General features: G+C 75.5%; 11 protein-coding genes. All 11 read right to left on the bottom strand.

Translation table 11 applies throughout. From position 1 onward, the window contains the following. Window positions 1-51: 51 nt before the first annotated feature. The 11 genes from M3673_RS04265 to M3673_RS04215 all read right to left on the bottom strand — a co-directional run bounded on the left by M3673_RS04265 (window position 52) and on the right by M3673_RS04215 (window position 20,393). Window positions 52-591, bottom strand: a complete 540-nt coding sequence (locus tag M3673_RS04265) for a 4'-phosphopantetheinyl transferase superfamily protein (RefSeq protein ID WP_251532156.1) — start codon at window positions 589-591, stop codon at window positions 52-54. Continuing rightward, entirely contained in the window at window positions 588-1,439 is an 852-nt protein-coding gene (locus M3673_RS04260) for an ABC transporter permease (RefSeq protein ID WP_193662234.1), read from the bottom strand. Before M3673_RS04260 ends, M3673_RS04265 begins: the two co-directional genes overlap by 4 nt. Then, entirely contained in the window at window positions 1,436-2,425 is a 990-nt protein-coding gene (locus M3673_RS04255; protein ID WP_251532111.1) for an ATP-binding cassette domain-containing protein, read from the bottom strand. The genes M3673_RS04260 and M3673_RS04255 overlap by 4 nt, the downstream gene beginning before the upstream one ends. Next, window positions 2,418-2,621, bottom strand: coding sequence for an MbtH family protein (locus tag M3673_RS04250; protein WP_251532091.1), 204 nt, complete (start codon window positions 2,619-2,621; stop codon window positions 2,418-2,420). The genes M3673_RS04255 and M3673_RS04250 overlap by 8 nt, the downstream gene beginning before the upstream one ends. Before the next feature lie 88 nt (window positions 2,622-2,709). After that, complete coding sequence (locus M3673_RS04245; RefSeq protein ID WP_251532084.1) at window positions 2,710-12,969, bottom strand: non-ribosomal peptide synthetase; 10,260 nt, start codon at window positions 12,967-12,969, stop codon at window positions 2,710-2,712. After that, window positions 12,966-13,460 (bottom strand): hypothetical protein, encoded by a 495-nt coding sequence (locus M3673_RS04240; RefSeq protein ID WP_193662231.1) that lies wholly within the window; start codon window positions 13,458-13,460, stop codon window positions 12,966-12,968. The genes M3673_RS04245 and M3673_RS04240 overlap by 4 nt, the downstream gene beginning before the upstream one ends. Before the next feature lie 149 nt (window positions 13,461-13,609). Beyond that, complete coding sequence (locus M3673_RS04235; RefSeq protein WP_251532082.1) at window positions 13,610-14,599, bottom strand: arsenic resistance protein; 990 nt, start codon at window positions 14,597-14,599, stop codon at window positions 13,610-13,612. 10 nt (window positions 14,600-14,609) lie between these two features. After that, the gene (locus M3673_RS04230; RefSeq protein ID WP_251532080.1) at window positions 14,610-15,260 is read right to left on the bottom strand and encodes a hypothetical protein; all 651 of its coding nucleotides are present in this window, start codon (window positions 15,258-15,260) and stop codon (window positions 14,610-14,612) included. Further along, window positions 15,257-17,782, bottom strand: coding sequence for an AMP-binding protein (locus tag M3673_RS04225; RefSeq protein WP_251532078.1), 2,526 nt, complete (start codon window positions 17,780-17,782; stop codon window positions 15,257-15,259). The genes M3673_RS04230 and M3673_RS04225 overlap by 4 nt, the downstream gene beginning before the upstream one ends. Next, window positions 17,779-18,840: an ABC transporter ATP-binding protein gene (locus M3673_RS04220; RefSeq protein ID WP_251532061.1), complete on the bottom strand. Its 1,062-nt coding sequence runs from the start codon at window positions 18,838-18,840 to the stop codon at window positions 17,779-17,781. Before M3673_RS04220 ends, M3673_RS04225 begins: the two co-directional genes overlap by 4 nt. Beyond that, a complete protein-coding gene (locus tag M3673_RS04215) occupies window positions 18,837-20,393 on the bottom strand; it encodes an iron ABC transporter permease (protein WP_251532053.1) in 1,557 nt (518 codons plus the stop codon). The genes M3673_RS04220 and M3673_RS04215 overlap by 4 nt, the downstream gene beginning before the upstream one ends. Window position 20,394: the final 1 nt, after the last annotated feature.

Raw genomic sequence — 20,394 nt, 5'->3', positions numbered from 1 at the left:
CGGGTGGTTTCGCGCGGAAGACGATCCGCGGCGCCACGCGTAAGCGTCGTGTTACGTGCCGGGTCCCGCCGCGGACCGGTCGGCGGGGTGCGCCAGGGATGCGCGGTGGCCGGGCCCGGCGTCGAGCGGGGTGACCCGCCACCGCGCGCGCACGGCGGGGGCCGGGTCGAGACCGTCGAGGATCCCGACGCCCTCGGCCTTCAGCAGCGCCTCCAGGCGCGTCCACACGTCGTAGAAGGCCCCGACCGGGTCGTCGGCGCCGCGCACGGCTGCGGCATCGGCGGCGCCGAGGTGGTCGCGCACGACTTGCTCGAGATCGGGCAGCGGGCGCACCCGCTCGACGTCGATGCCCACCGGTCTCGAGGAGAGGGCGACCGCCACGAGCCCGTCGGTGCGCGAGACGCTGACGTGGCCGTGCTCGGCCGCCGGGGCCCGGCCGGGGCGACGGGTCACCCGCCCGGCGCCGAGCGCGCCCAGCAGGGCGTACGGCGACGTGCCCGCCGGGGCGAGCCTGACGGCGATCCCGTCGATCCCGTCGATCCCGTCGGTGGTCCCGGCGCCGCTCCCTGCGTCACGGGGCGATGCGATCACCCCCGCGTCAGTCGCTTGTAGCGGGCCAGCACCAGCGGCATGAACACCGCCAGCACCGCCAGCGACGACAGCACGGCGTAGAGCGTCGGGTGCTGCAGGGACCAGGTGTCGGGCTGGGGCAGCGTGGCCGGCGTGGGATTGCCCAGCAGGTCGCGCACCGAGGTGGCGACGGCGGAGACGGGGTTCCACGCGGCGAACTCGCGCAGCGGGGTGGGCATGTTCTCGGCCGACACGAAGGCGGTGGAGATGAGCGAGAGCGGGAAGAGCCAGATCAGGCCTGCGCTCTGGGCGACCTCGACGGTGCGGGCGAAGACACCTACCGTGGCGCCGACCCAGGACATCGCGAAGCCGAAGAGCACCAGCACGAGGAAGGCGAGCGCGGCGTCGGCCGCCGAGCCTTCGACGCGCCAGCCGACGGCCAGGCCGCACAGTGCGGTGACCACGAGGGTGGCGACGCCGACCACCATGTCGGAGGTGGTGCGGCCCAGGATCACCGCCAGGGGCGACATCGGCAGCGACCGGAACCGCTCGACGATGCCCTTCTGGAGATCGTTGGCCAGGCCGACGGTCGTGAAGGAGGCGTTGAAGACCATGCTCTGGGCGAAGATGCCGGCCATGAGGAACCGGCGGTAGTCCTCGCCCCCGAGGCTGCCACCGAAGACGAAGGCGAAGAGCACCACGAACATGACCGGCTGCACCAGCCCCGTGGTGATGCGGCCGGGGATGCGGGCCACGTGGCGCATGTTGCGACCGGTCAGCACGAAGCCGTTGCGCAGCGTCTCGGCCCCGGCGGCGAGCAGCGTGGCCTCCGACGTCACGTCGGTGCGGGTCTCGGTGCGGGTGCTCATACGGGGTCTCCGTCCGTGGTGGTCTCGGCGCCGTGCCCGGTGAGGGCGAGGAAGACGTCGTCGAGGGAGCTGCGGTGCAGACCGAGGTCGACCAGCTCGACCTCGACGCGCGCGAGGTGCGCGAGCAGCTCGGCCATGACCTCGGGTCCCCGGTCGGTGGCGATGCTGGCCCGACCGGTGCGGTGGTCGACCCACGGCTCGCCCAGCCCGACGGCCCCGAGGGCGCGGGCGGCGTGGGCGAGGCCTGCGCCGTCGCGTACCTGCAAGGCGAGGGTCGCGCCCTGCACGCGCTCCTTGAGCTCCTCGGCGCTGCCCCGGGCGATCACGACGCCGCGGTCGATGACGGTGATCAGGTCGGCGAGGCGGTCGGCCTCCTCGAGGTACTGCGTGGTCAGCAGCACGGCGACGCCGTCGAGGAGGAGGTCCTCGATCACGGCCCACATGTCCAGGCGGCTGCGGGGGTCCAGGCCGGTGGTCGGCTCGTCGAGCACGACCACCTGGGGTCGCGCCACGAGCGCGCCGGCGAGGTCGAGACGGCGGCGCATTCCTCCGGAGTAGAGACCCGCTCGGCGACCGGCCACGTCGTCGAGCCGGAACCGGTCGAGCAGCTCCTCGGCGCGCTCCGCGGCCCGGCGGCGCGGCATGCCGTAGAGGCGGCCGAGCAGGTGCAGGTTCTCGAAGCCGGTGAGGTGCTCGTCGACGGCGGCGTACTGGCCCGACAAGCCCAGCGCGCCGCGCGCGGCGCGGCTGTGGGCGACGACGTCGTGGCCGGCGATCTCGGCGCGGCCCTCGTCAGCGCGCAGCAGCCCGCAGACGATCCGGACGGTCGTGGTCTTGCCGGCTCCGTTGGGGCCCAGCAGCGCGTGCACGGAGCCGGGGGCGACCTCCAGGTCGACGCCGTCGAGGACCTGGTGGTCGCCGAAGCGCTTCCTCAGGCCGGTGGCGCGCAGGGCGGGACGCAGGGGGGCGGCGCGATGCTCAGCCACCGACCGCGACCCCCAGCGTGGTGGGGTCGTCCCAGTTGTCCTCTACCCAGGCCACGGCGTCGGAGCGGGTGGCGTCCTCGAGCACGGCGCGCCAGCCCTGGGGGACCTCGACGAAGACGGGCCACAGCGAGTACTGGCCCTCGTCGTTGACGAGCACGTGGTAGCGGGCGTCGGTGTCCTCGAACGGATTGGTCATCTCGCTCCTCCTCGGGGGTGCGGGTGGTGCGTGGGGTGGTCGTGGCCGCGGGGTCGCCGGGGCACCGTGGTGGTTCGCGGCCGCGCCGTCACCGGTGTGGTCCCGCGAGCGTGTTGCCGACCACAGGGCCCACGTCGACCAGCGCCGTGGGGTCCAGGAGGTCGAAGTGGGCGTGGGGGACCCGATGCTCGGTGGGTCGTGACCCGACGTACGGCGTCCACTGGTCGGCCAGGGGGGTGCCCTCAGGGCCCGGCGTCGCTGCCACCAGCGTGGTCGGCACGTCGATGCTCGGCGGGTCGCCGGCCTCGCGCAGCACCGCGCCGACCGCGCCGACCGCACCGGCCAGCCGTTGCGCGCCCTCGGCCCCGAGCAGGTCGAGCAGCGCGTCGGCCGAGCCCCCCTGGGCCTCCCGGTAGGCGGACAGGGCTGGCTCGGGATCGTCGGGGTCGGCCGCGAACGGCACGGCGTGGGGGTAGGAGTCCAGCAGCACGAGGTGCTCGACCTCCTCGCCCTCGGCCAGCAGGCGGGCCGCGACCCGGTGGGCCAGGACACCGCCGAGCGACCACCCCAGCAGGGCGTAGGGCCCGTGGGGCCGCACGCGGCGCAGCGCGGTGACGTAGCCGTCCACGAGCTGCTCGACGTCGTCGGGCAGCGGGTCGTCGGCGCTCAGCCCGGGGGCCTGGAGCCCCAGCAGCGGCCGGTCGGCCACGTGCGGCGCGAGTGCGGCGTAGGGCCAGGCCAGGCCCGAGACCGGATGGATCGCGACCAGGGGAGCCCGGTCGCCGTCGGCGCGCAGGGTGAGCAGCCGCTCCAGCCCCGCGGCGCCGGCGACGTCCGCGGCGGGCTCCCCGTCGAGGCGGGCCGCGAGTCCTGCCACCGTGGGGGTCTCGAAGAGGGCCCGCACGGGCAGCGCCTCACCGGTCGCGCTGCGGATCCGCGACACCAGTCGCGTGGCCAGCAGCGAGTGCCCGCCCAGGGCGAAGAAGCTGTCGTCGACCCCGACCTCCGACGTCCCGAGCACCTCGGCGAAGAGCGAGGCGAGCACCCGCTCGCGCGGTGTGCGGGGCGGGGTGCCGCTGCTGCCCCGCACGGTCTCGGGCTCGGGCAGGGCACGACGGTCGAGCTTGCCGTGGGCGGTCAGCGGGAGCTCGGGGAGCACCGCCATCGCGCCCGGCAGCATGTAGGCGGGCAGCCGCTGCGCCGCGGCCGTCCGCACGACGTCGATGTCGAGCCCGACGCCCGGCTCGGCCACCAGGTAGGACGCCAGCGCGGTCGACCCGGAGCCGTCGGTGACGGCGACGGTCGCGGCGCGGGCGACGCCGTCGACGGCGGCCAGCACCGCGTCGACCTCGCCGGGCTCCACCCGGAAGCCACGCACCTTCACCTGTTCGTCGACCCGCCCGGCGAACGCGAGGTCGCCGCGGGCGGTCCAACGGGCGCGATCGCCGGTGCGGTACATCCGCGAGCCGGGAGGGCCGTAGGGGTCGGCGACGAACCGCTCCGCCGTCAGGTCCGCCCGACCCAGGTAGGCCCGGGCCAGCCCGGCCCCGGCGAGGTAGAGCTCGCCGTGCACGCCGGGGGCGACCGGCGCCAGCCGGTCGTCGAGCACCAGGGCGCGGGTGCCTGCGACCGGGCTGCCGATGACGGGGTGCGCCGTGGTGGCCAGGTCGGCCACCACCGCGTCGACGGTCGACTCGGTCGGTCCGTAGAGGTTGACCGCTCGCCCGGGTCGGGTCGCGAGGTCGGTCCAGAGGTCCTCGCCGACGGCCTCGCCGCCCAGCGCGGTGACCGCGAGGTCCGGGAGCCCCAGGCGCAGCAGCTCGGCGACGTAGGACGGCGTCGTCTCGAGCACGTCGATCCCGCGCTCGGAGACCAGCGCCACCAGCGCCTCGGGGTCGACGCGGGTCTCGTCGTCCACCAGGTGCAGCTCGTGACCCGAGAGCATCCACAGCACCGGGTCCCAGGAGGCGTCGAAGGTGACCGCGGTGGTGTGCGCGACCCGCAGCCGGCGTCCTGCCTCGCGCGCGGCGGGCGCCACGAGGGCCTCGCGGTGGTGCGCCAGGAGCGCTGCGAGCGAGCGGTGCTCGACGACGACGCCCTTGGGCTCGCCCGTCGACCCCGACGTGAACAGCACGTACGCCGCGTCGCCGGGTCGCGGACCTTCGGGCAGGGCCGGGGGCTGCGGCAGCTCCGGCACCGCGTCGGTGCCGGTCAGCACGGCGCCGAGATCCGCGGCGTCCAGCACCACGGCGGGGGAGGCGGCCCGGAGGACGGCCTCGGTGCGTCCGGCGGGCTGCCCGGGGTCGAGGGGCAGGTAGGTCGCCCCCGACCGCAGGATGCCGAGCAGACCCACGACGCTGGCCACGGAGCGGGGCACCGCGAGAGCCGCGACGTCGCCACGACCGACACCACGACGAGCCAGCCAGCCGGCCAGTCGGTCGGCCAGCTCGGCCACCTCGGCGTAGCTGAGGGACTCGGGACCGTCAGGACCGGGTGCGACCAGGGCCGTCTCGTCGGGAAGCGCCTCGACCGTGCGTGACCAGGTCTCGAGCACGGTCGCCGCCGCTGGCTCGCGCGTGTCCACGAGGTCGGGCAGCACCGCCCCGCGCTCGACCTCGGTCAGCAGGGGCACCGCCGACAGCGGGGTCGAGGGGGCGTCGAGCCACCGCTCGAGCAGGCGGACCCACCGGTCGGCGAGCGCCTGTGCCGTGCCCTTGTCGTAGAGGTCGAGGGCGTGCTCGAGCACGCCACTGATGCCGGCGGGCGCGCCGTCGGCGTGGTGCTCGGCCACCGAGAACGACAGGTCGAACTTCGCCGAGCCCGCGGCCACCGGTAGCACCTCGGAGTCGAGCCCGGGCAGCCCCAGGTCGCCGGGGGTCTCCGCCTCGGCGGTGAGCATCACCTGGAAGAGCGGGTGCCGCGAGAGGGACCGCTCGGGCGCGAGCGCCTCGACGAGCCGCTCGAAGGGCAGGTCGGCGCGGGCGAACGCCTCGACGTCGGAGCGCCGCACGCGGTCGAGCAGCTCGGGCAGGGTGGGGTCACCGGCGGTGTCGGTGCGCAGGACGAGGGTGTTGACGAAGAACCCGACGAGGTCGTCGAGGGCCTCGTCGCCGCGTCCGGCCACCGGGGTGCCGAGCGGCACGTCCTCACCGGCGCCCTGCCGGGTGAGCAGGGCCGCCAGCGTGGCGTGGAGCAGCATGAAGGCGCTGGCGTCGTGGCGGCGGGCGAGGTCGACGAGGCGGCGGTGGAGGTCGGCCCCGATCGCGAACCTCACCTCGCCGCCCTCGTTGCTGCTGTGCGTCGGGCGCGGGCGGTCGGTGGGGAGGTCCAGCTCGGCGGGCAGGTCCGCGAGCCGCTCGGACCACCACGCGAGCTGGTCGGCCAGCTCGCTGCCCTCCTCGGCGGTCCCGCCGAGGACGTCGTGCTGCCACAGGGCGTGGTCGGCGTACTGGACGGCGAGCGGCGCCCGGTCGGGGGTGCGCCCGGCCCGGCGCGCGGTGTAGGCCTCGGCGAGGTCGCGGCCCAGCGGACCGAGGGACCACCCGTCGGCGGCGACGTGGTGCACCACCAGCAGCAGCACGTGCTCCTGAGGAGCGAGGGTCAGCAGGGAGGCGCGCAGCGGACGGTCGACGGCGAGGTCGAACGGCGCCTCGGCGCGGCGGCGCAGCGCGTCCTCAAGATCGGCGTCGGCGACGGCGCGCCGCTCGAGCACGAGGTCGACGTCGTCGTGCACCAGCTGGTGCGGCTCGCCGTCGGTCTCGGGCAGCGTCGTGCGCAGGACCTCGTGGCGCGCGACGAGGTCGCGCAGGGCGGCCTCGAGCGCGTCCTCGTCGAGGTCGCCGCTGAGCCGCAGGGCCAGCGGGATGTGGTAGGCCGCGCTCGAGTCCTCGAGACGGTTGAGGAACCACAGCCGGTGCTGCGCCCACGACAGCGGCACGAGCGCGGGCCGCTGTGCGGCGGTGACGGCACGCCGGGCGTGGGCGGCTCCGGGCAGCCGCTCGGCGAGACGCTCCACGGTGGGCGACTCGAAGAGGGCTCGCACACCGAGCTCGACGCCCAGCTCCGCACGCACCCGGCTGACCAGGCGCGTCGCCAGCAGGGAGTGGCCCCCGAGGTCGAAGAAGCCGTGGTCGACCGGGGCGGGCTCGTCGAGCCCGAGGACCTCGGCGTAGAGCCGCGCAAGGGTCCGCTCGTCGTCGGTGCGGGCCTCGCGGCCGCCGGCGACCGTGGCCTCGGCAGCCGGCAGGGCGGCGCGGTCGAGCTTGCCGTTGGGGGTCAGCGGCAGTGCCTTCAGGCTCGCCCAGGCCGTGGGCACCATGTAGTCGGGCAGGGCCTCCGCGGCGCCCGCGCGCACCACGGCGAGGTCGACCTCGTCGCCGGTGGTGGGCACCACCCAGGCCGCGAGACGGCCGGCGCCGGCCGGGTGGTCCTGCACGGCCACCGCGGCGGCCGCGACGCCGTCCTGCTCCCGCAGCACCGACTCGATCTCACCGAGCTCGACGCGGAAGCCGCGGACCTTCACCTGGTCGTCGACGCGGCCGACGAACTCCAGCACGCCGTCGCGCGTGCGCCGGGCCAGGTCACCGGTGCGGTACATCCGTGAGCCGGGCGCGCCGTGCGGGTCGGCCACGAAGCGCTCGGCGGTCTGGGCCGCACGGCCCGCGTAGCCGCGGGCCAGCGCGGCTCCGGAGAGGTAGAGCTCGCCGGGCACGCCGGCCGGCACGGGACGCAGCCGGGAGTCGAGCACGTGGGCGGCGACGCCGTCGACGGGCAGGCCGAGCACCGGGGTCGGGTGGTCGGCGAGGTCGGCGACGACGGTGTCGACACAGGCCTCGGTGGGCCCGTAGAGGTTGACGCCACGAACCGTGGGGTGGGCACGCAGCTCGCGCCACAGCGCGGAGCCGACGGCCTCGCCGCCGAGCAGGGCGAGGCTGAGACCGGTCTCGCCGAGGCCCTCGGCCATCAGCGCCTGCACGTAGGACGGCGTGGTCTCGACCGCGTCGATCCCCGCCTCGCGCACCAGCGAGACCAGGGCCCCGGGGTCGCGACGGGTGTCGTCGTCGACGAGGTGGAGCTCGTGACCCGAGATCATCCACAGCACCGGGTCCCAGGCCGCGTCGAAGGACACCGCGGTGGTGTGCGCCATGCGGACCCGTCGGCCGAGCCGGCCGGCGGTGGGGTCGTGGAGCGTGTGCCGGTGGTGGGCGTGGAGGTTGCCCAGGGCGCCGTGGTCGACCAGTACGCCCTTCGGGCGTCCGGTCGACCCCGAGGTGTAGGTGAGGTACGCCGCGTCCTCGGGCGCGACCCGGGGGAGGTCGTCCCCGGCGTGCGGCCCGGCGAGCCGGCGACGGGTCGCCTCGTCGTCGAGCAGCAGCGTCGGGGTGCCCTCGGGGAGCCGGCCGACCGAGGCGCCGTCGGTGAGCACGGTGCGTGGTCGGGCGTCGGTGACGATGTGCTCGATGCGGGCGCGGGGGTACTCCAGGTCGATCGGGAGGTAGACCGCACCGGCGCGCAGCACCGCGAGGAGCGCGACGACGAGGTCGGCCCCGCGCGGGAGGGCGACGCCGACCCGCTCGCCGGCGTGGCCGGCGCCGACGAGCACGGCGGCCAGGCGGGCCGAGCGGGCGTCGAGCGCGGCGAAGTCCAGGGCGAGGTCGCCGACGCGCAGCGCGACGTCGTCGGGACGTGCGGCGACGGTGTCGGCGAAGGCGTCCACGACGGTGGCGCGGTGGGCGTGGTCGCGGCGGTCGGTGGCCCCGAGGACGGCGGCGCGCTCGGCGTCGTCGAGCAGGGGGGCCGCCCCGACAGGGGCGCCGGGGTCGCTCGCGACGGCGCCGAGCAGCCGCTCGAAGCGCAGCACGAGGTCGCGCACCGTGGCGGCGTCGAACAGCGCCGGGTCGTACTCGACGGCGCCGACGATGGCGGTGCGCCCGTCGGGCCGCTCGACCTCGCCGAGGTCGACCGAGAGGTCGAACTTGGCACCGGCGGGCCCGGCCGCGGCGTCGACCGTCACGTCGAGCCCGGGCAGCGCGAGCTCGACCGGTGCGTTGTTCTGGAAGGCCAGCATGACCTGGAAGAGCGGGTGGCGCGTGAGCGAGCGCTCCGGGGAGACCTCCTCGACGACCCGCTCGAAGGGCACGTCCTGGTGGGCGTAGGCGTCCAGGGCGGTCGACTTCACGCGCTCGACGAGCTCGTCGAAGGACGGGTCGCCCGAGAGGTCGTTGCGCAGGACGAGGGTGTTGACGAAGAACCCGACGAGGCTGTCGAGGGCCTCGTCGGTGCGGCCGGCCACCGGCACGCCGATCGCGACGTCCTCGCCGGCGCCGAGGCGTCCCAGGAGCGCGGCCAGCGCGGCCTCGACGACCATGAAGAGGCTGACGTCGTGGGCGCGGGCGACCGCGGCGAGCGCGTCGCGCAGGTCGGGGTCGAGGTGGACCTCGACCTGCGACCCGGCGCCGTCGGCCGGGGCCGCGGCGGGCTCGCGGGGCCGGGTCCGGTCGCGGGGCAGGTCGATCTCGGTGGGCAGACCGGCCAGTTGCCGCTTCCAGTGCTCGAGCTGGCGGGCGATCTCGCTGTCGGGGTCGTCCTCCGCGCCGAGCAGCTCGCGCTGCCACAGCGTGTAGTCGGCGTACTGCACCGGGAGGGGCGACCAGTCCGGCGGGACGCCGTTGTCGACCCGGGCGGCGTAGGCCACCGCCAGGTCGGCGGCGAGCGGGCCGAGGGACCAGCCGTCGCCGGCGACGTGGTGCAGCACGAGCGAGAGGAGGTGCTCGTCCTCGCCCAGCCTGATCAGACGCACCCGCAGCGGCAGCTCCCGGGTGAGGTCGAAGCCGCGGGCGATCTCGCGGCGCTGCACGTCGTCGGCGCAGCCGGGGCCCTCGGCCGGGGCGTCGCGGAGGTCGTCGTACGCCACCTCGAGGTCGACGTCCGCGGGGTCCGCCACGACCTGGCGGGGCTCGCCGTCGATCTCGGGGAAGGTGGTGCGCAGGGTCTCGTGACGCGCCACCAGGTCCTGCACCGCGTGCTCGAGCGCCGCCGCGTCGAGCTCGCCGCTCAGCCGGAGCACAGCAGGGATGTTGTAGGCCGCGCTGCCCGGCTCGAGCCGGTTGAGGAACCACAGCCGCCGCTGGGCGAAGGACAGGGGCAGCTCCTCGGGCCGCGGCATCGGGCGCAGCTCGGTGCGGCTCTGCGGCGCCCCGACGAGCTGCCGGGCGAGCCCGGCGACGGTCGGGTGGTCGAAGAGCGCGCGGATGGGCAGCTCGGCGCCCGCGGCGCTGCGGATGCGGCTGACCAGGCGGGTCGCGAGCAGCGAGTGCCCGCCGAGGTCGAAGAAGTCGTCGTCCACGCCGACCTTCGGCAGTCCGAGGGTCTCGGCGAAGAGACCGGCCAGCAGCCGCTCCTGCGGGGTCTGCGGGTCGCGGCCCGCGCCGGCCGCCGTCTCCTCGCCGGTGGGGACGGGCAGGGCCTCGCGGTCCAGCTTGCCGTTGGGCGTCAGCGGCATCTCGGGCAGCACGACGTAGAGCGCCGGCACCATGTACGCCGGCACCGCGGCCGCGACGGTCTCGCGCAGGGCGGCCGGGGTCAGCGACGCGGGGTCGCCGGCGACGTAGGCCACCAGCTGCTGCACGCCGTCGCTCTCGCGGACGACCACGGCGGCGGCGCGGACGTCGTCGCGCTCGCCGAGCCGGGCCTCGATCTCACCGAGCTCCACCCGGAACCCGCGGACCTTGACCTGGTCGTCGACGCGCTCGAGGAACTCCAGCACGCCGTCGGCGCGCCAGCGGGCGACGTCCCCAGTGCGGTACATGCGGTCGCCGGGTCCGCCGAAGGGGTCGGCCACGAAGCGCTCCGCCGTGCGGCCCGGCTGGTCGAGGTAGGAGCGGGCCAGGCCGGCTCCGGCGAGGTAGAGCTCGCCCGGCGCGCCGACCGGCTTCATCTGCAGGCCCGGGTCGAGCACGTAGGCACGGGTGTTGGCGACCGGGCGGCCGATGACCGGGGAGTCGTGGCCGCCGATGCGGGTGGTGACGACGTCGACGGTCGACTCGGCCGGGCCGAAGAGGTTGTAGGCGAGCAGGTCCTCGCGCGCGCCCAGGAGATCCCACAGCTCGCGCCCGACGGCCTCGCCCCCGAGCGCGACCACGCGCACGGAGTCGCCGGCCCGGCCGAGGAGGCCGGAGGCGACCAGCTGCTCCATGTAGGTGGGGGTGGTCTCGACGAAGTCGATCTCGCGGGTGGTGAGGAAGTCCACCAGGGCCTCGGGGTCGGCCATCGTCCGCTCGTCGACCAGGTGCAGCTCGTGGCCGCCGATCAGCCAGAGGATCGGGTCCCACCCGGCGTCGAAGGACACCGGGGTGATGTGGGCGACCCGCAGCGGCCGCCCGCCGACCGCGGCGCGCGCGGGGGCGAACATCTCAGCACTGTGCGAGACGAACAGGTTCACCAGCGAGCGGTGCTGCACCACGATGCCCTTGGGGCGGCCGGTGGAGCCCGAGGTGTAGACGACGTAGGCCGGGTCACCGGCGCCGACACGTCCACCGCGCTCTTCGTCGGTGACCGGGGCGTTGGAGCGGCCGAGCACGTCGGTCAGGACATCGGGGTCGTCGAGGACGAGCAGCGTGGCGCCCTCGGGGAGCTCGGGCAGCCGGTCGGCGACCGAGACGTCGGTGACCACGACCCGGGGAGCGACGTCGCCCAGCATGTGGGCCACCCGCTCCGGGGGGTACTCCGGGTCGATCGGCATCACGACGGCGCCGGCCTTGTGCACCGCTGCGAGGCTGATCGCGAACTGCGAGCGCCGGGGCAGCGCGACCGCGACCGCGGTGCCGCGCCCGGCGCCGTGGGCCAGCAGTAGGCGGGCCAGCCGGTTGGCCCGGCGGTCCAGCTCGTTGAAGGTCGCGCTGGAGTCGGAGGCGACCAGCGCGGTGGCGTCGGGGGTGCGACGGACCTGGGACTCGAAGAAGTCCAGCACGGTGCGCTGCACGACGTCGACCGCGGTGCCGTGGGTGGCGCCGGCGATGACGTCGCGGTCGGCGTCGGAGGCGATGCGGATGGCCCCGACGGTGGAGCCGTGGTGGCGGGCGACCGATCCCAGGGTGACCAGGAATCGGGAGAGGTGCCCCTCGAGGGTCGCGGTGTCGTAGAGGGCGGGGTTGACGTCGACGTCGATGCGCAGGCCCTCGCCGTCGGGGGCGCGGGAGACGACGACCGACATGTCGTCGACCGGCCCCACCGACAGGTTGTGCAGGGTCCCGGGGTGGCCGCCGAAGTCGAGCGTGCCCTCGATGGGCAGGATGTTGATGGTCGGCCCGGCGAGCCGGGCGTCGCGGCCGAGGCCGAGGTCGGCCCGGATGTCCTCGGGGCGGTAGCGCTGGTGCTTGAGCAGGCTCCGCACCCGGCTGGAGACCTGGGCCGCGAGGTCGGTGATCGCGGTGTCGGGGCGCACGTCGAGGCGCAGCGGCACGATGTTGGAGACCATCCCGGGCACGGCCTTGGAGGTCTTGCCCCGTCGCGCGGTGACCGGGAGTCCCAGCACGACGTCGCGGTCGCCGGTGAAGCGGTGGAGGTAGGCCGCGAAGGCGGCGATGAGCAGGGTGGAGCGCGAGACTCCCATGTCCTTGGCTGCCGCCACCAGGGCCTCGGCGGTCGCCGCCGGCACGTCGCGGCTGCAGCGGGAGAGCTGGTCGGGCAGGCCCTGCGGCGGGTCGGCCAGCAGGGTGGGCGAGGGGTTGCCGTCGAGCGCGCGGGTCCAGAAGTCGCGGTCCTGGGAGCGGTCCGAGGCGCGGTACTCCCGGTCGTCGTCGACCAGGTCGACCAGCGGACCGGTGAAGGGCTCACCGGGGTCGGTGCCGTGCACGAGTGCGTTGTAGACCACGTTGACCCGCAGCATCGCCAGCGTGGCGCCGTAGCCGTCGAGGGCGAGGTGGTGGATGCGCTGGTAGCAGAAGGTGCGCCCGTCGGCCACGCGCAGCAGCGCGACGGAGAAGAGCGGCGGTGCCGCGAGATCGACCGGTGAGCGGAGCTCCTGCTCCATCCACGACCGGGCGGCCCCCTCCGGGTCGTTCTCGTCGCGCAGGTCGAGCTCGAGCAGCTCCCAGTCCACACCGTCGCCGACGAGCTGGAAGGGGCCGTCGGCGTCCTCCCCGAAGCCGGCGTGGAGCGCGTCGATCTCGTCGATCGTCATAGCCCAGGCGTTGCGGTAGGCGGCGCCGTCGATCTCGCCGGGCACGTCGAGGTAGTGCGCGATGTTGAGGACGACGTTGTCGGGGTCCAGCTGCTGGGCGTACCAGAGTCCGCGCTGGGCCGCGGTGAGCTCGAGGCGGACACCGTCGAAGGCGGGCGCGGCGCTCATCGCACGACCAGGACGATCAGACCGGCGAGGTCAAGGCGGGTGCTGGGCGTGGCCGCTGTGGGCGCGGAGCGCTGGCCCTGCAGCGCCCCCGCCTGCTGCTGCTGGCGGCCTCCGCTCTGCTGCTGGGCGAGGCCGAGCTGCTGCTGGTCGCCACGGGAGTCCTGTTGCTGGGCGCCGAGCAGCTGGTCCTGCGTGCGCCCGCGGTCGTCGGACTGCCGGGAGAGCAGGCCGGCCTGCTGCTGACCCTCCCGCGAGCTCTGCTGGGCGCCGAGCAGCTGCGACTGGCGCCGCTCACCCGAGTGCGAGGTCGAGAGCACGCCCAGCTGCTGGCTGCCGTCGGCGTCCTGCTGCTGCAGGCCGACCAGCTGGGACTGCCCGTCGGCCGGGAACCTGTCGGTGCGGGACCCATCAGCCTGCGCGGCGCCGGCGCCGGTCGCGACCAGGGCCGCGCTCGCGAGGGTGGACAGCAGGGCGGCGCGCTTGGGTGACATGTCATCCAGAGAACCAGTGAGGCGGCGGCTAATCACGCAATGGGGCTGTCGACCACGTCACCCGCCCTCGCACCCATCCGTTGCGAGCGCCGCGACGAAGGAGCAGACGACGAGCCCGCAGCGACCGACTACCGGCGAGCGGTGACCGGTTACCGGGCGCGGGACGGCCAGGACGGCACGAGCCGGGGGACCAGCCGTACGAGGACCAGCATGGCCAGCAGCTCGACCATCGTCTGGGTGACGACGGCCAGCGGGGCGAGCGCGAGCGGCTCGGGCAGCGCGAGGGCCAGCGGCAGCACGACCAGCGAGTTGCGGGTCGTCACGGAGAAGACGGCCGCCCGCGTGCCCGGCACGTCGAGCCCGGCGGACCGGCCCACGACCAGGCCGACCGGCACGGCGAGCACGACGAAGGCGGCGTAGAGGGGCACCAGGCGGGCCAGCTGCAGCGCCTCGGAGCCGACCGCGGCGATCTGGGACCCGATCACGACGGTCAGCGTGAGCATCATCAGCGGCACCATGGCGCCGGCCGTGGCTCGCTCGACGGCGCGCCCGGAGCGGTGGCGACGTCCCAGCGCCTGCACGAGCGCCGCAGCGGCGAGCGGCACCACGATCAGGACGAGGAAGGCCTCGACGAACGGCGCGGGCTCCACGACCGCGAGGACGTCGCCGCCCGCGAAGAGGAGGAGGTACGCCGGGAGGAGGAGCACCTGCGCGAGCATCAGCAGAGGCGCGGCCGCCAGCAGTCGGGCCCGGGCGCCACCGGCCAGGCCGGCGAAGACGATGACGTAGTCGATGCACGGGGTCAGCAGCACCAGCAGCACGCCGAGCGTCAGCCCCCGGTCGTCGGCGACGAACCGCGACAGCCCGAAGGCGAGGAGCGGCACCACCAGGAAGTTGCCGCCCAGCACCGCTGCGAGGAAGCGGAGGTCGCCGAACGCCCGGCCGACCTCCACGAGGGGCACCCCCAGGAAGGTCGCGAAGAGCAGCAGCGCCAGCACCGGGTTGATGGCGTGCTCGAGCGACGGGGCGGCCCGGGGGGCGGCGAGACCGAGCAGCGCCCCGCCCAGCATCGCGACGAGGTAGAGCGCGACCTGGTGGGAGTTGCACCACCCCACCAGCGATCGGGTCCGAGCGGGCACCGCTCCAGGTTCAGACGGCGATGTGCTCATGCTGCGCGGCCGGGCGCCGCTGCGGGGCGGCTGCGGGCCGTGCGTCGCGTGCTCGGTGGACGAGGAGGGCCGCACCAGCGGAGCCGACGACCCCCAGGGCCATGTCACCGAGTGTGTCGGCGTAGCGGTCCGAGGCCTGGGAGGTCGCGAGGAAGGCGGCGTACTCGGCCAGCTCCCAGGCCAGGGCGGCCGTGGCGCCGAAGGCGAGAGCGCGCTCGAGGTGCTGGCCGCGCGTCGACCGGCGGGGAAGGGTGAGCATCAGGAAGGCCGCGGTGAGGAGGCCGGTGTTGACCAGGTGGACGACGTCGTCGAAGCGTCGGACGGTGTCGTAGAGGTCGAGGCGGTTGCCCAGCAGGTCGGAGAAGCAGGTGATGCTGATGAGCAGGTCCGCGATCCAGGGGAAGTCGGTGCGCCCGCGGCCGCGCAGCCACCACCACGCCGGGAGCGCGAAGGAGAGCAGGGGGTAGGCGATGGCGCGCTCGGTGGCGCCCTTGCCCTCGAGGTTGCCGAGATCGGGTCGGAGCACGAGGCCCACCAGCAGCAGCACCAGGAGGGTCTTGACCGCGACGTCGAGCGCAGCCGCGACCCGGTGGGACGGGGGCGCCGCGGGGGCGTCGAGGGGTGGGGTCACCGCCGAAGGGTAGCGGCGCGAGGTGGTCCGGACCGCCTCGTCGTCGCGAGGAGCACCCGGTGGGCCCGTGCCGCGGCGAGGCCGACCGCGAGGCTCGCCACGAGGGCGGCCCAGGGGTGCCCGGCGTCCTCCAGGGGCGGGTAGACCTGCCAGTGCGTCAGGTAGATCCAGAGCGAGGCCTGGGCGACGGGCACGAGCAGCCGCGCCACCGGCGTCGGCACCCTCACCGGCCGGCGCAGGAGGAGCGCCGCGACGCCGAGCACCGCGACGACCTGCCTGGTCGTGTCCTCGCCGAAGTAGCCCGCCAGGGCCACGACCACCGCCGCCGCCACGACCGCCCGCTGCGCCGGGGTCCGGGCCTCCGCGGCGGCCCACCCCAGCGCGACGCAGAAGGCGGCCGTCGCGACGGCGTACTCCTGCAGCGAGGCGGTGCTCCACCCCACGAGCACGAGGCGGAGCGCGACGGTGCCCACCACGGCGGCCATCGCGGCCGCGAAGCGGTGCGCCCGCTGCCACCGGTCGACGGCGGGCACGGCGAGGAGGGCGGCCAGCGCGAGCAGGCTCCACACCAGGACCTCGAGGAACCAGAACTCCCAGTCGTCGGTCCACCGGTCGGGCCCGAGGAGCTGGTTGAGGTAGAGCGCTGTCGTGGGGCGGTAGTCGCCGGTGACCGCCCCGGCCACGAGGATCCAGACCGAGGCCGGTACGGCGAACGCCGCGACCGTGGCGAGGATCGCGCGGATTCGAGGCCGGCGTCCCTCCACCGGGAGCGCGAAGCGCGCGACGTTGTAGCCCGCGACCGCCAGCAGCACGTGGGCGCCGCCCATGAGGCTCACCAGGTCGGTGTGGGACGCGACGATGGCCAGGATCGCCACGGCGCGCAGGACCGTCGGCACCTCGAGGAGGGTGGTCCACGCACGCACGGGACGCGCCCGGCGCGCCAGCTCGACGGGGGTCAGGTGCGGCCAGCGCGCCGGGAGGTCGCCGAGCAGGCCGGCGAGTCGCGTGGAGGTCTCCACGAAGGCCAGCGAGTCGCCGCCGAGGTCGACGAAGCTGTCGCCGGTCGTGGCGTCGGGCCGACCGAGCACGACGGCGTAGAGGTCGCGCAGACGCTCGGCGGTGACCGGGCCTGCCCCCTCGTCGTGCGCCGAGGCCTCCCGGGCCGCGGAGGCGGCGTGGCGGCGCAGGGCCGCGTGGTCGACCTTGCCGCTCGAGGTGAGCGGCACCGCGGCCAGCGTGTGCACCACCACGGCCCCGTGGGGGAGGCCGGTGGCCGCCCGCAGCGACGCGCGTGCCGCTGCCGCCGACCGGGGGCGGTCGACGAACACGTGGAGCCGGCCGTCGTGCTCCACCAGGCGGACGGGGACGGCGCACACCTCCTCGAGGCGTCCGAGGTCGAGGCGCAGCCCGAAGAGCTTGACGTGGCGGTCGAGGCGCCCCACGACCTCCCACAGCCCGTCGTCGGACTGCCGGCCGAGGTCGCCGGTGCGCAGCTCGTCGAGCTCGCCGCCCCGCGCGAGGTCGCCGCGCTCCAGGGCGTAGCCCATCATCACGTTGGGCCCGGAGTAGACGAGCTCCCCGACGCCGTCGGGGAGGTCCTGGCCCTCGACCGGCGCGAGACGCAGGTCGCCGCCGGGCACCGGCAGCCCGATGGCGTCGGGCCGGCTCGCGGCGAGGTGGGGCGGGAGGTAGGCCATGCGGGCGGTGGCCTCGGTGGCGCCGTACATGACGAAGAGGTCCCACCCGCGTCGTCGACCGAGGTCGGCGAAGCGCCGGACCGTGGCGGGAGCGAGCCGCCCGCCGGCCTGCGTGAGGTAGCGCAGGTCGGGCAGGTCGCGCTCGGCGAACCCCGAGGCGTCCAGCAGGTCGAAGGTGTGGGGCACGCCGGCCAGGCTGGTGACGCGGTGGCGACGGGCGAGGCGCCAGAAGCACTCGTCGGTGACCGAGAGACCGGTCAGCACCACGGCCGCACCGGCCCGCAGGTGGGAGGTCAGCACCGACAGGCCGTAGCAGTAGTGGATCGGCAGCGAGGTGATCGCGCGGTCCTCGGTGGTGAGAGCGAGGTAGGAGGCGATGCTGTCGGCGTTGGCCAGGACGTTGGCGCGCGAGAGCCGCACCAGCTTGGGCGACCCGGTCGAGCCCGAGGTCGACAGGAGCAGGGCCAGGTCGGGGTGGAGGTCCTCGTCGCCGGCCCCGAGGAAGCGCTGCTCCACCTCGCGGTGGCGTGCGGCGTCGTCGGCCCCCAGCAGGACGACGGGGAGGCGCCGGGCCCACGCGGCGAGGAGGTCGACGACGGAGTCGAGGTCGTTGCGGGCGCGGACGGCGAGGAGCCGTCGGGTCCCGCCGAGGGCGGCGGCCCGGGCGGCGACCAGCCCGGCGAGCTCGCCGTAGGTGACCAGGCGCTCGCCGTCGACGAGGGCGACGTCACCGTGGTCGCCCCCCAGCAGGTCGAGGTCGAGGCGCAGGTCGAGGTCGGGCTCCGGCCGGGTGCCGAGCGGACCGGGGGCGGGCAGCGCGGTCACGGCCGACGGTCCGAGGCGAACGCCACCACGTCGCCGGTCACGACCACGCCGACCCTCTCCCCGGGCAGGGGCACGACGCCCGCCGGCGTGCGCGCGACGACCAGCTCGCCGGTGGCCAGCCGCACCCGGACGGTGGCGTCGTGGCCGAAGAAGCTGGTGTCGAGGACCTCGGCGGCCACACCGCGCTCGGCCGAGGTCACCTGCACCTGCTCCGCGCGCACGGCCACGCGCACCGGACCCGCCGGGGCCGGACCCCGCAGACCGATCTCACCCAGGGCGCAGCGCACCGCACCGGGCGCGGACCCCTCGACCGTGCCGTCGAGGAACACCGACAGGCCGACGAAGTCGGCGACGCGCTCGTCGGCCGGCGAGAGGTAGACCGCGGCCGGCCGGCCGACCTGGAGCAGCCGTCCGCTGTGCATCACCGCGACCTGGTCGGCCAGGGAGAGCGCCTCGCCCTGGTCGTGGGTCACCAGCAGCGCGGCCGCACCCCGCCGGCGCAGCGCCCGCACGACGGCGCGGCCGGTCTCCTCCCGCAGGCCGGCGTCGAGGGAGGAGAAGGGCTCGTCGAGGAGCACCATGGAGGGGCGGGGAGCCAGCGCCCGGGCCAGGGCGACCCGCTGCTGCTGGCCGCCCGACAGCTCGTGGGGGTAGCGGTCGGCGAGGGTGTCGGGGAGGTCGACGAGCTCGAGGAGGCTCGCGACGGTGGCGCGTGCGGCCCGTCGCTGGGAGCGCGGGAGCCCGAAGACCACGTTGGCCGCGACGTCGAGGTGGGGGAAGAGCCCGCCCTCCTGCGGCACGTAGCCGAGCCGCCGGTGCCGCGGGGCGACCGCGGTGCGGTCGGCGACCACGGGCCGGCCGGCCACCGTGACGGTCCCCGTGCGGGGGGTGACGAACCCGGCGACGGTGCGCAGCAGCGTGGTCTTGCCGCAGCCCGACGGGCCGAGGATGGCGGTGACCCCGTCGGTCACGGTGAGGTCGAGGTCGTGGACGACGTCGCCGTCGCCGTAGCCCACGCTCAGGCCGCGCACCTCCAGCGCTGGCGCCGCGGCCGTCACGACGCCCCTCCGAGCGAGACGCGGCCCAGCAGCCACGTCGCCGGGACCGACAGCAGCACCAGCGCGAGGGCGTAGGGGGCCGCGGCGCCGTAGGCGACCGAGGAGGCGTCGGACCAGAAGCGGGTCGAGAGGGTCTCGGTGCCGATGGGAGCCAGGAGGAGCGTGGCCGTCAGCTCGGTCGAGACCGCGAGCGACACGAGCGCCACCGAGGCGGCCAGGCCCGGCGCCACGAGGGGCACGGTCACCCGCGCGGCCGCCGCCGGGCCCGAGCAGCCGAGCGACCGGGCCACCTCGTCGAGACCGGGCGGCACGAGCTCCAGCGACGCGCGCACGCTGACCACGGCGCGCGGCAGGAACAGCACGGCGTACGCCGCGAGCAGCACCACCACCGTCTGGTAGAGCGCGGGCAGCACCCGGATCGACACGGTGACGAGGGCGAGCGCGACCACGATGCCGGGCAGCGACCCCGCGACGTAGGTGCTGCGCTCGACGAGCGTGGCCAGCGGGCCGCGGTGCCTGACCGCGAGCCACACGACCGGCACCGCGAGCGCGGTGGCCAGCGCACCGCCGGCCGCGGCCAGGGCCAGGGTGGAGCCGAGGGCACCGAGCAGGGAGTCGACGTCCAGCCGGGTGGAGGTGCCCCGCACCAGCCACCGCAGCAGGCTCGTCACGGGCACCACGAGCGCCAGGGCGACCAGCAGGGAGAGGCCGGCGACGACGGCGGCCCTGCTCCGCCCGAGGGGGACGCGCTCGCCGGTCCGGCTGACCCCCGACCCGACGCGCGAGCGCCGCCGACGCCCGCGCAGGGCCAGCTCGAGGACGAGCAGCACGGCGCAGAAGCCGACCAGCACCAGGGCGAGCAGCGTGGCCTGCGGTCCGTTGAACACGGTGGCGTACTGCTGGAGGATCGCGGTGGTCAGCGTGGGGTAGTTGAGCAGCTGCAGTGCGCCGTACTCGGCGAGGAGGTGGAGCCCGACGAGGAGGGCGCCGCCCAGGACCGCCGGGCTGATGGCGGGCAGCGTGACCCGCCAGAAGACGCCGCGGGCCCCGTGGCCCAGCGACTGCGCCACCTCCTCGACGCTGGGGTCGAGCCGGCGCAGCGCGGCGACCGTGGGCAGGTAGACCAGCGGGTAGTAGGACAGCGTCACCACCAGGACGGCACCGCCGAAGCTCTGCACGGCGTGGGTGGTGGAGACCCAGCCGTAGCCGTTGACGAAGGCGGGCACCGCGAGCGGCGCGCACAGCAGGCCGTGCCACCAGCCGCGACCGGGCAGGTCGGTGCGCTCGACCACCCACGCCGCGGCCGTGCCGAGGGCCACGCTGAGCGCGGTCCCGACGAGCAGCAGGCGCACGGTGTTCCACAGCAGCTCGCCCACGCGCGGGCGGACCAGGAAGTCGCTCGCCTGCCCGGGCTCGAGCTCGGAGGTGGTCCACAGCACGTAGCCGAGGGGGACGAGGGAGGCGGCCGCGACGAGGAGCCCGATGAGCACCAGCGGCCACGGCGCGCGCTGGTGGGCCCGCCGACCGCCGGTGCCGGCAGGGACCGCCGTCACC

Source organism: Nocardioides sp. P86 (assembly GCF_023712465.1).
GTDB lineage: Bacteria > Actinomycetota > Actinomycetes > Propionibacteriales > Nocardioidaceae > Nocardioides > Nocardioides kribbensis.
Note: the sequence above shows the minus strand (reverse complement) of the source record. Positions and strands in the feature narration are given on the sequence as shown.

What these genes read in the sequence shown, in the direction of transcription:
- M3673_RS04260 (WP_193662234.1), bottom strand. Translation starts at nt 1,439, where the DNA reads ATGAGCACCCGCACCGAGACCCGCACCGACGTGACGTCGGAGGCCACG.
- M3673_RS04250 (WP_251532091.1), bottom strand. Translation starts at nt 2,621, where the DNA reads ATGACCAATCCGTTCGAGGACACCGACGCCCGCTACCACGTGCTCGTC.
- M3673_RS04245 (WP_251532084.1), bottom strand. Translation starts at nt 12,969, where the DNA reads ATGAGCGCCGCGCCCGCCTTCGACGGTGTCCGCCTCGAGCTCACCGCG.
- M3673_RS04240 (WP_193662231.1), bottom strand. Translation starts at nt 13,460, where the DNA reads ATGTCACCCAAGCGCGCCGCCCTGCTGTCCACCCTCGCGAGCGCGGCC.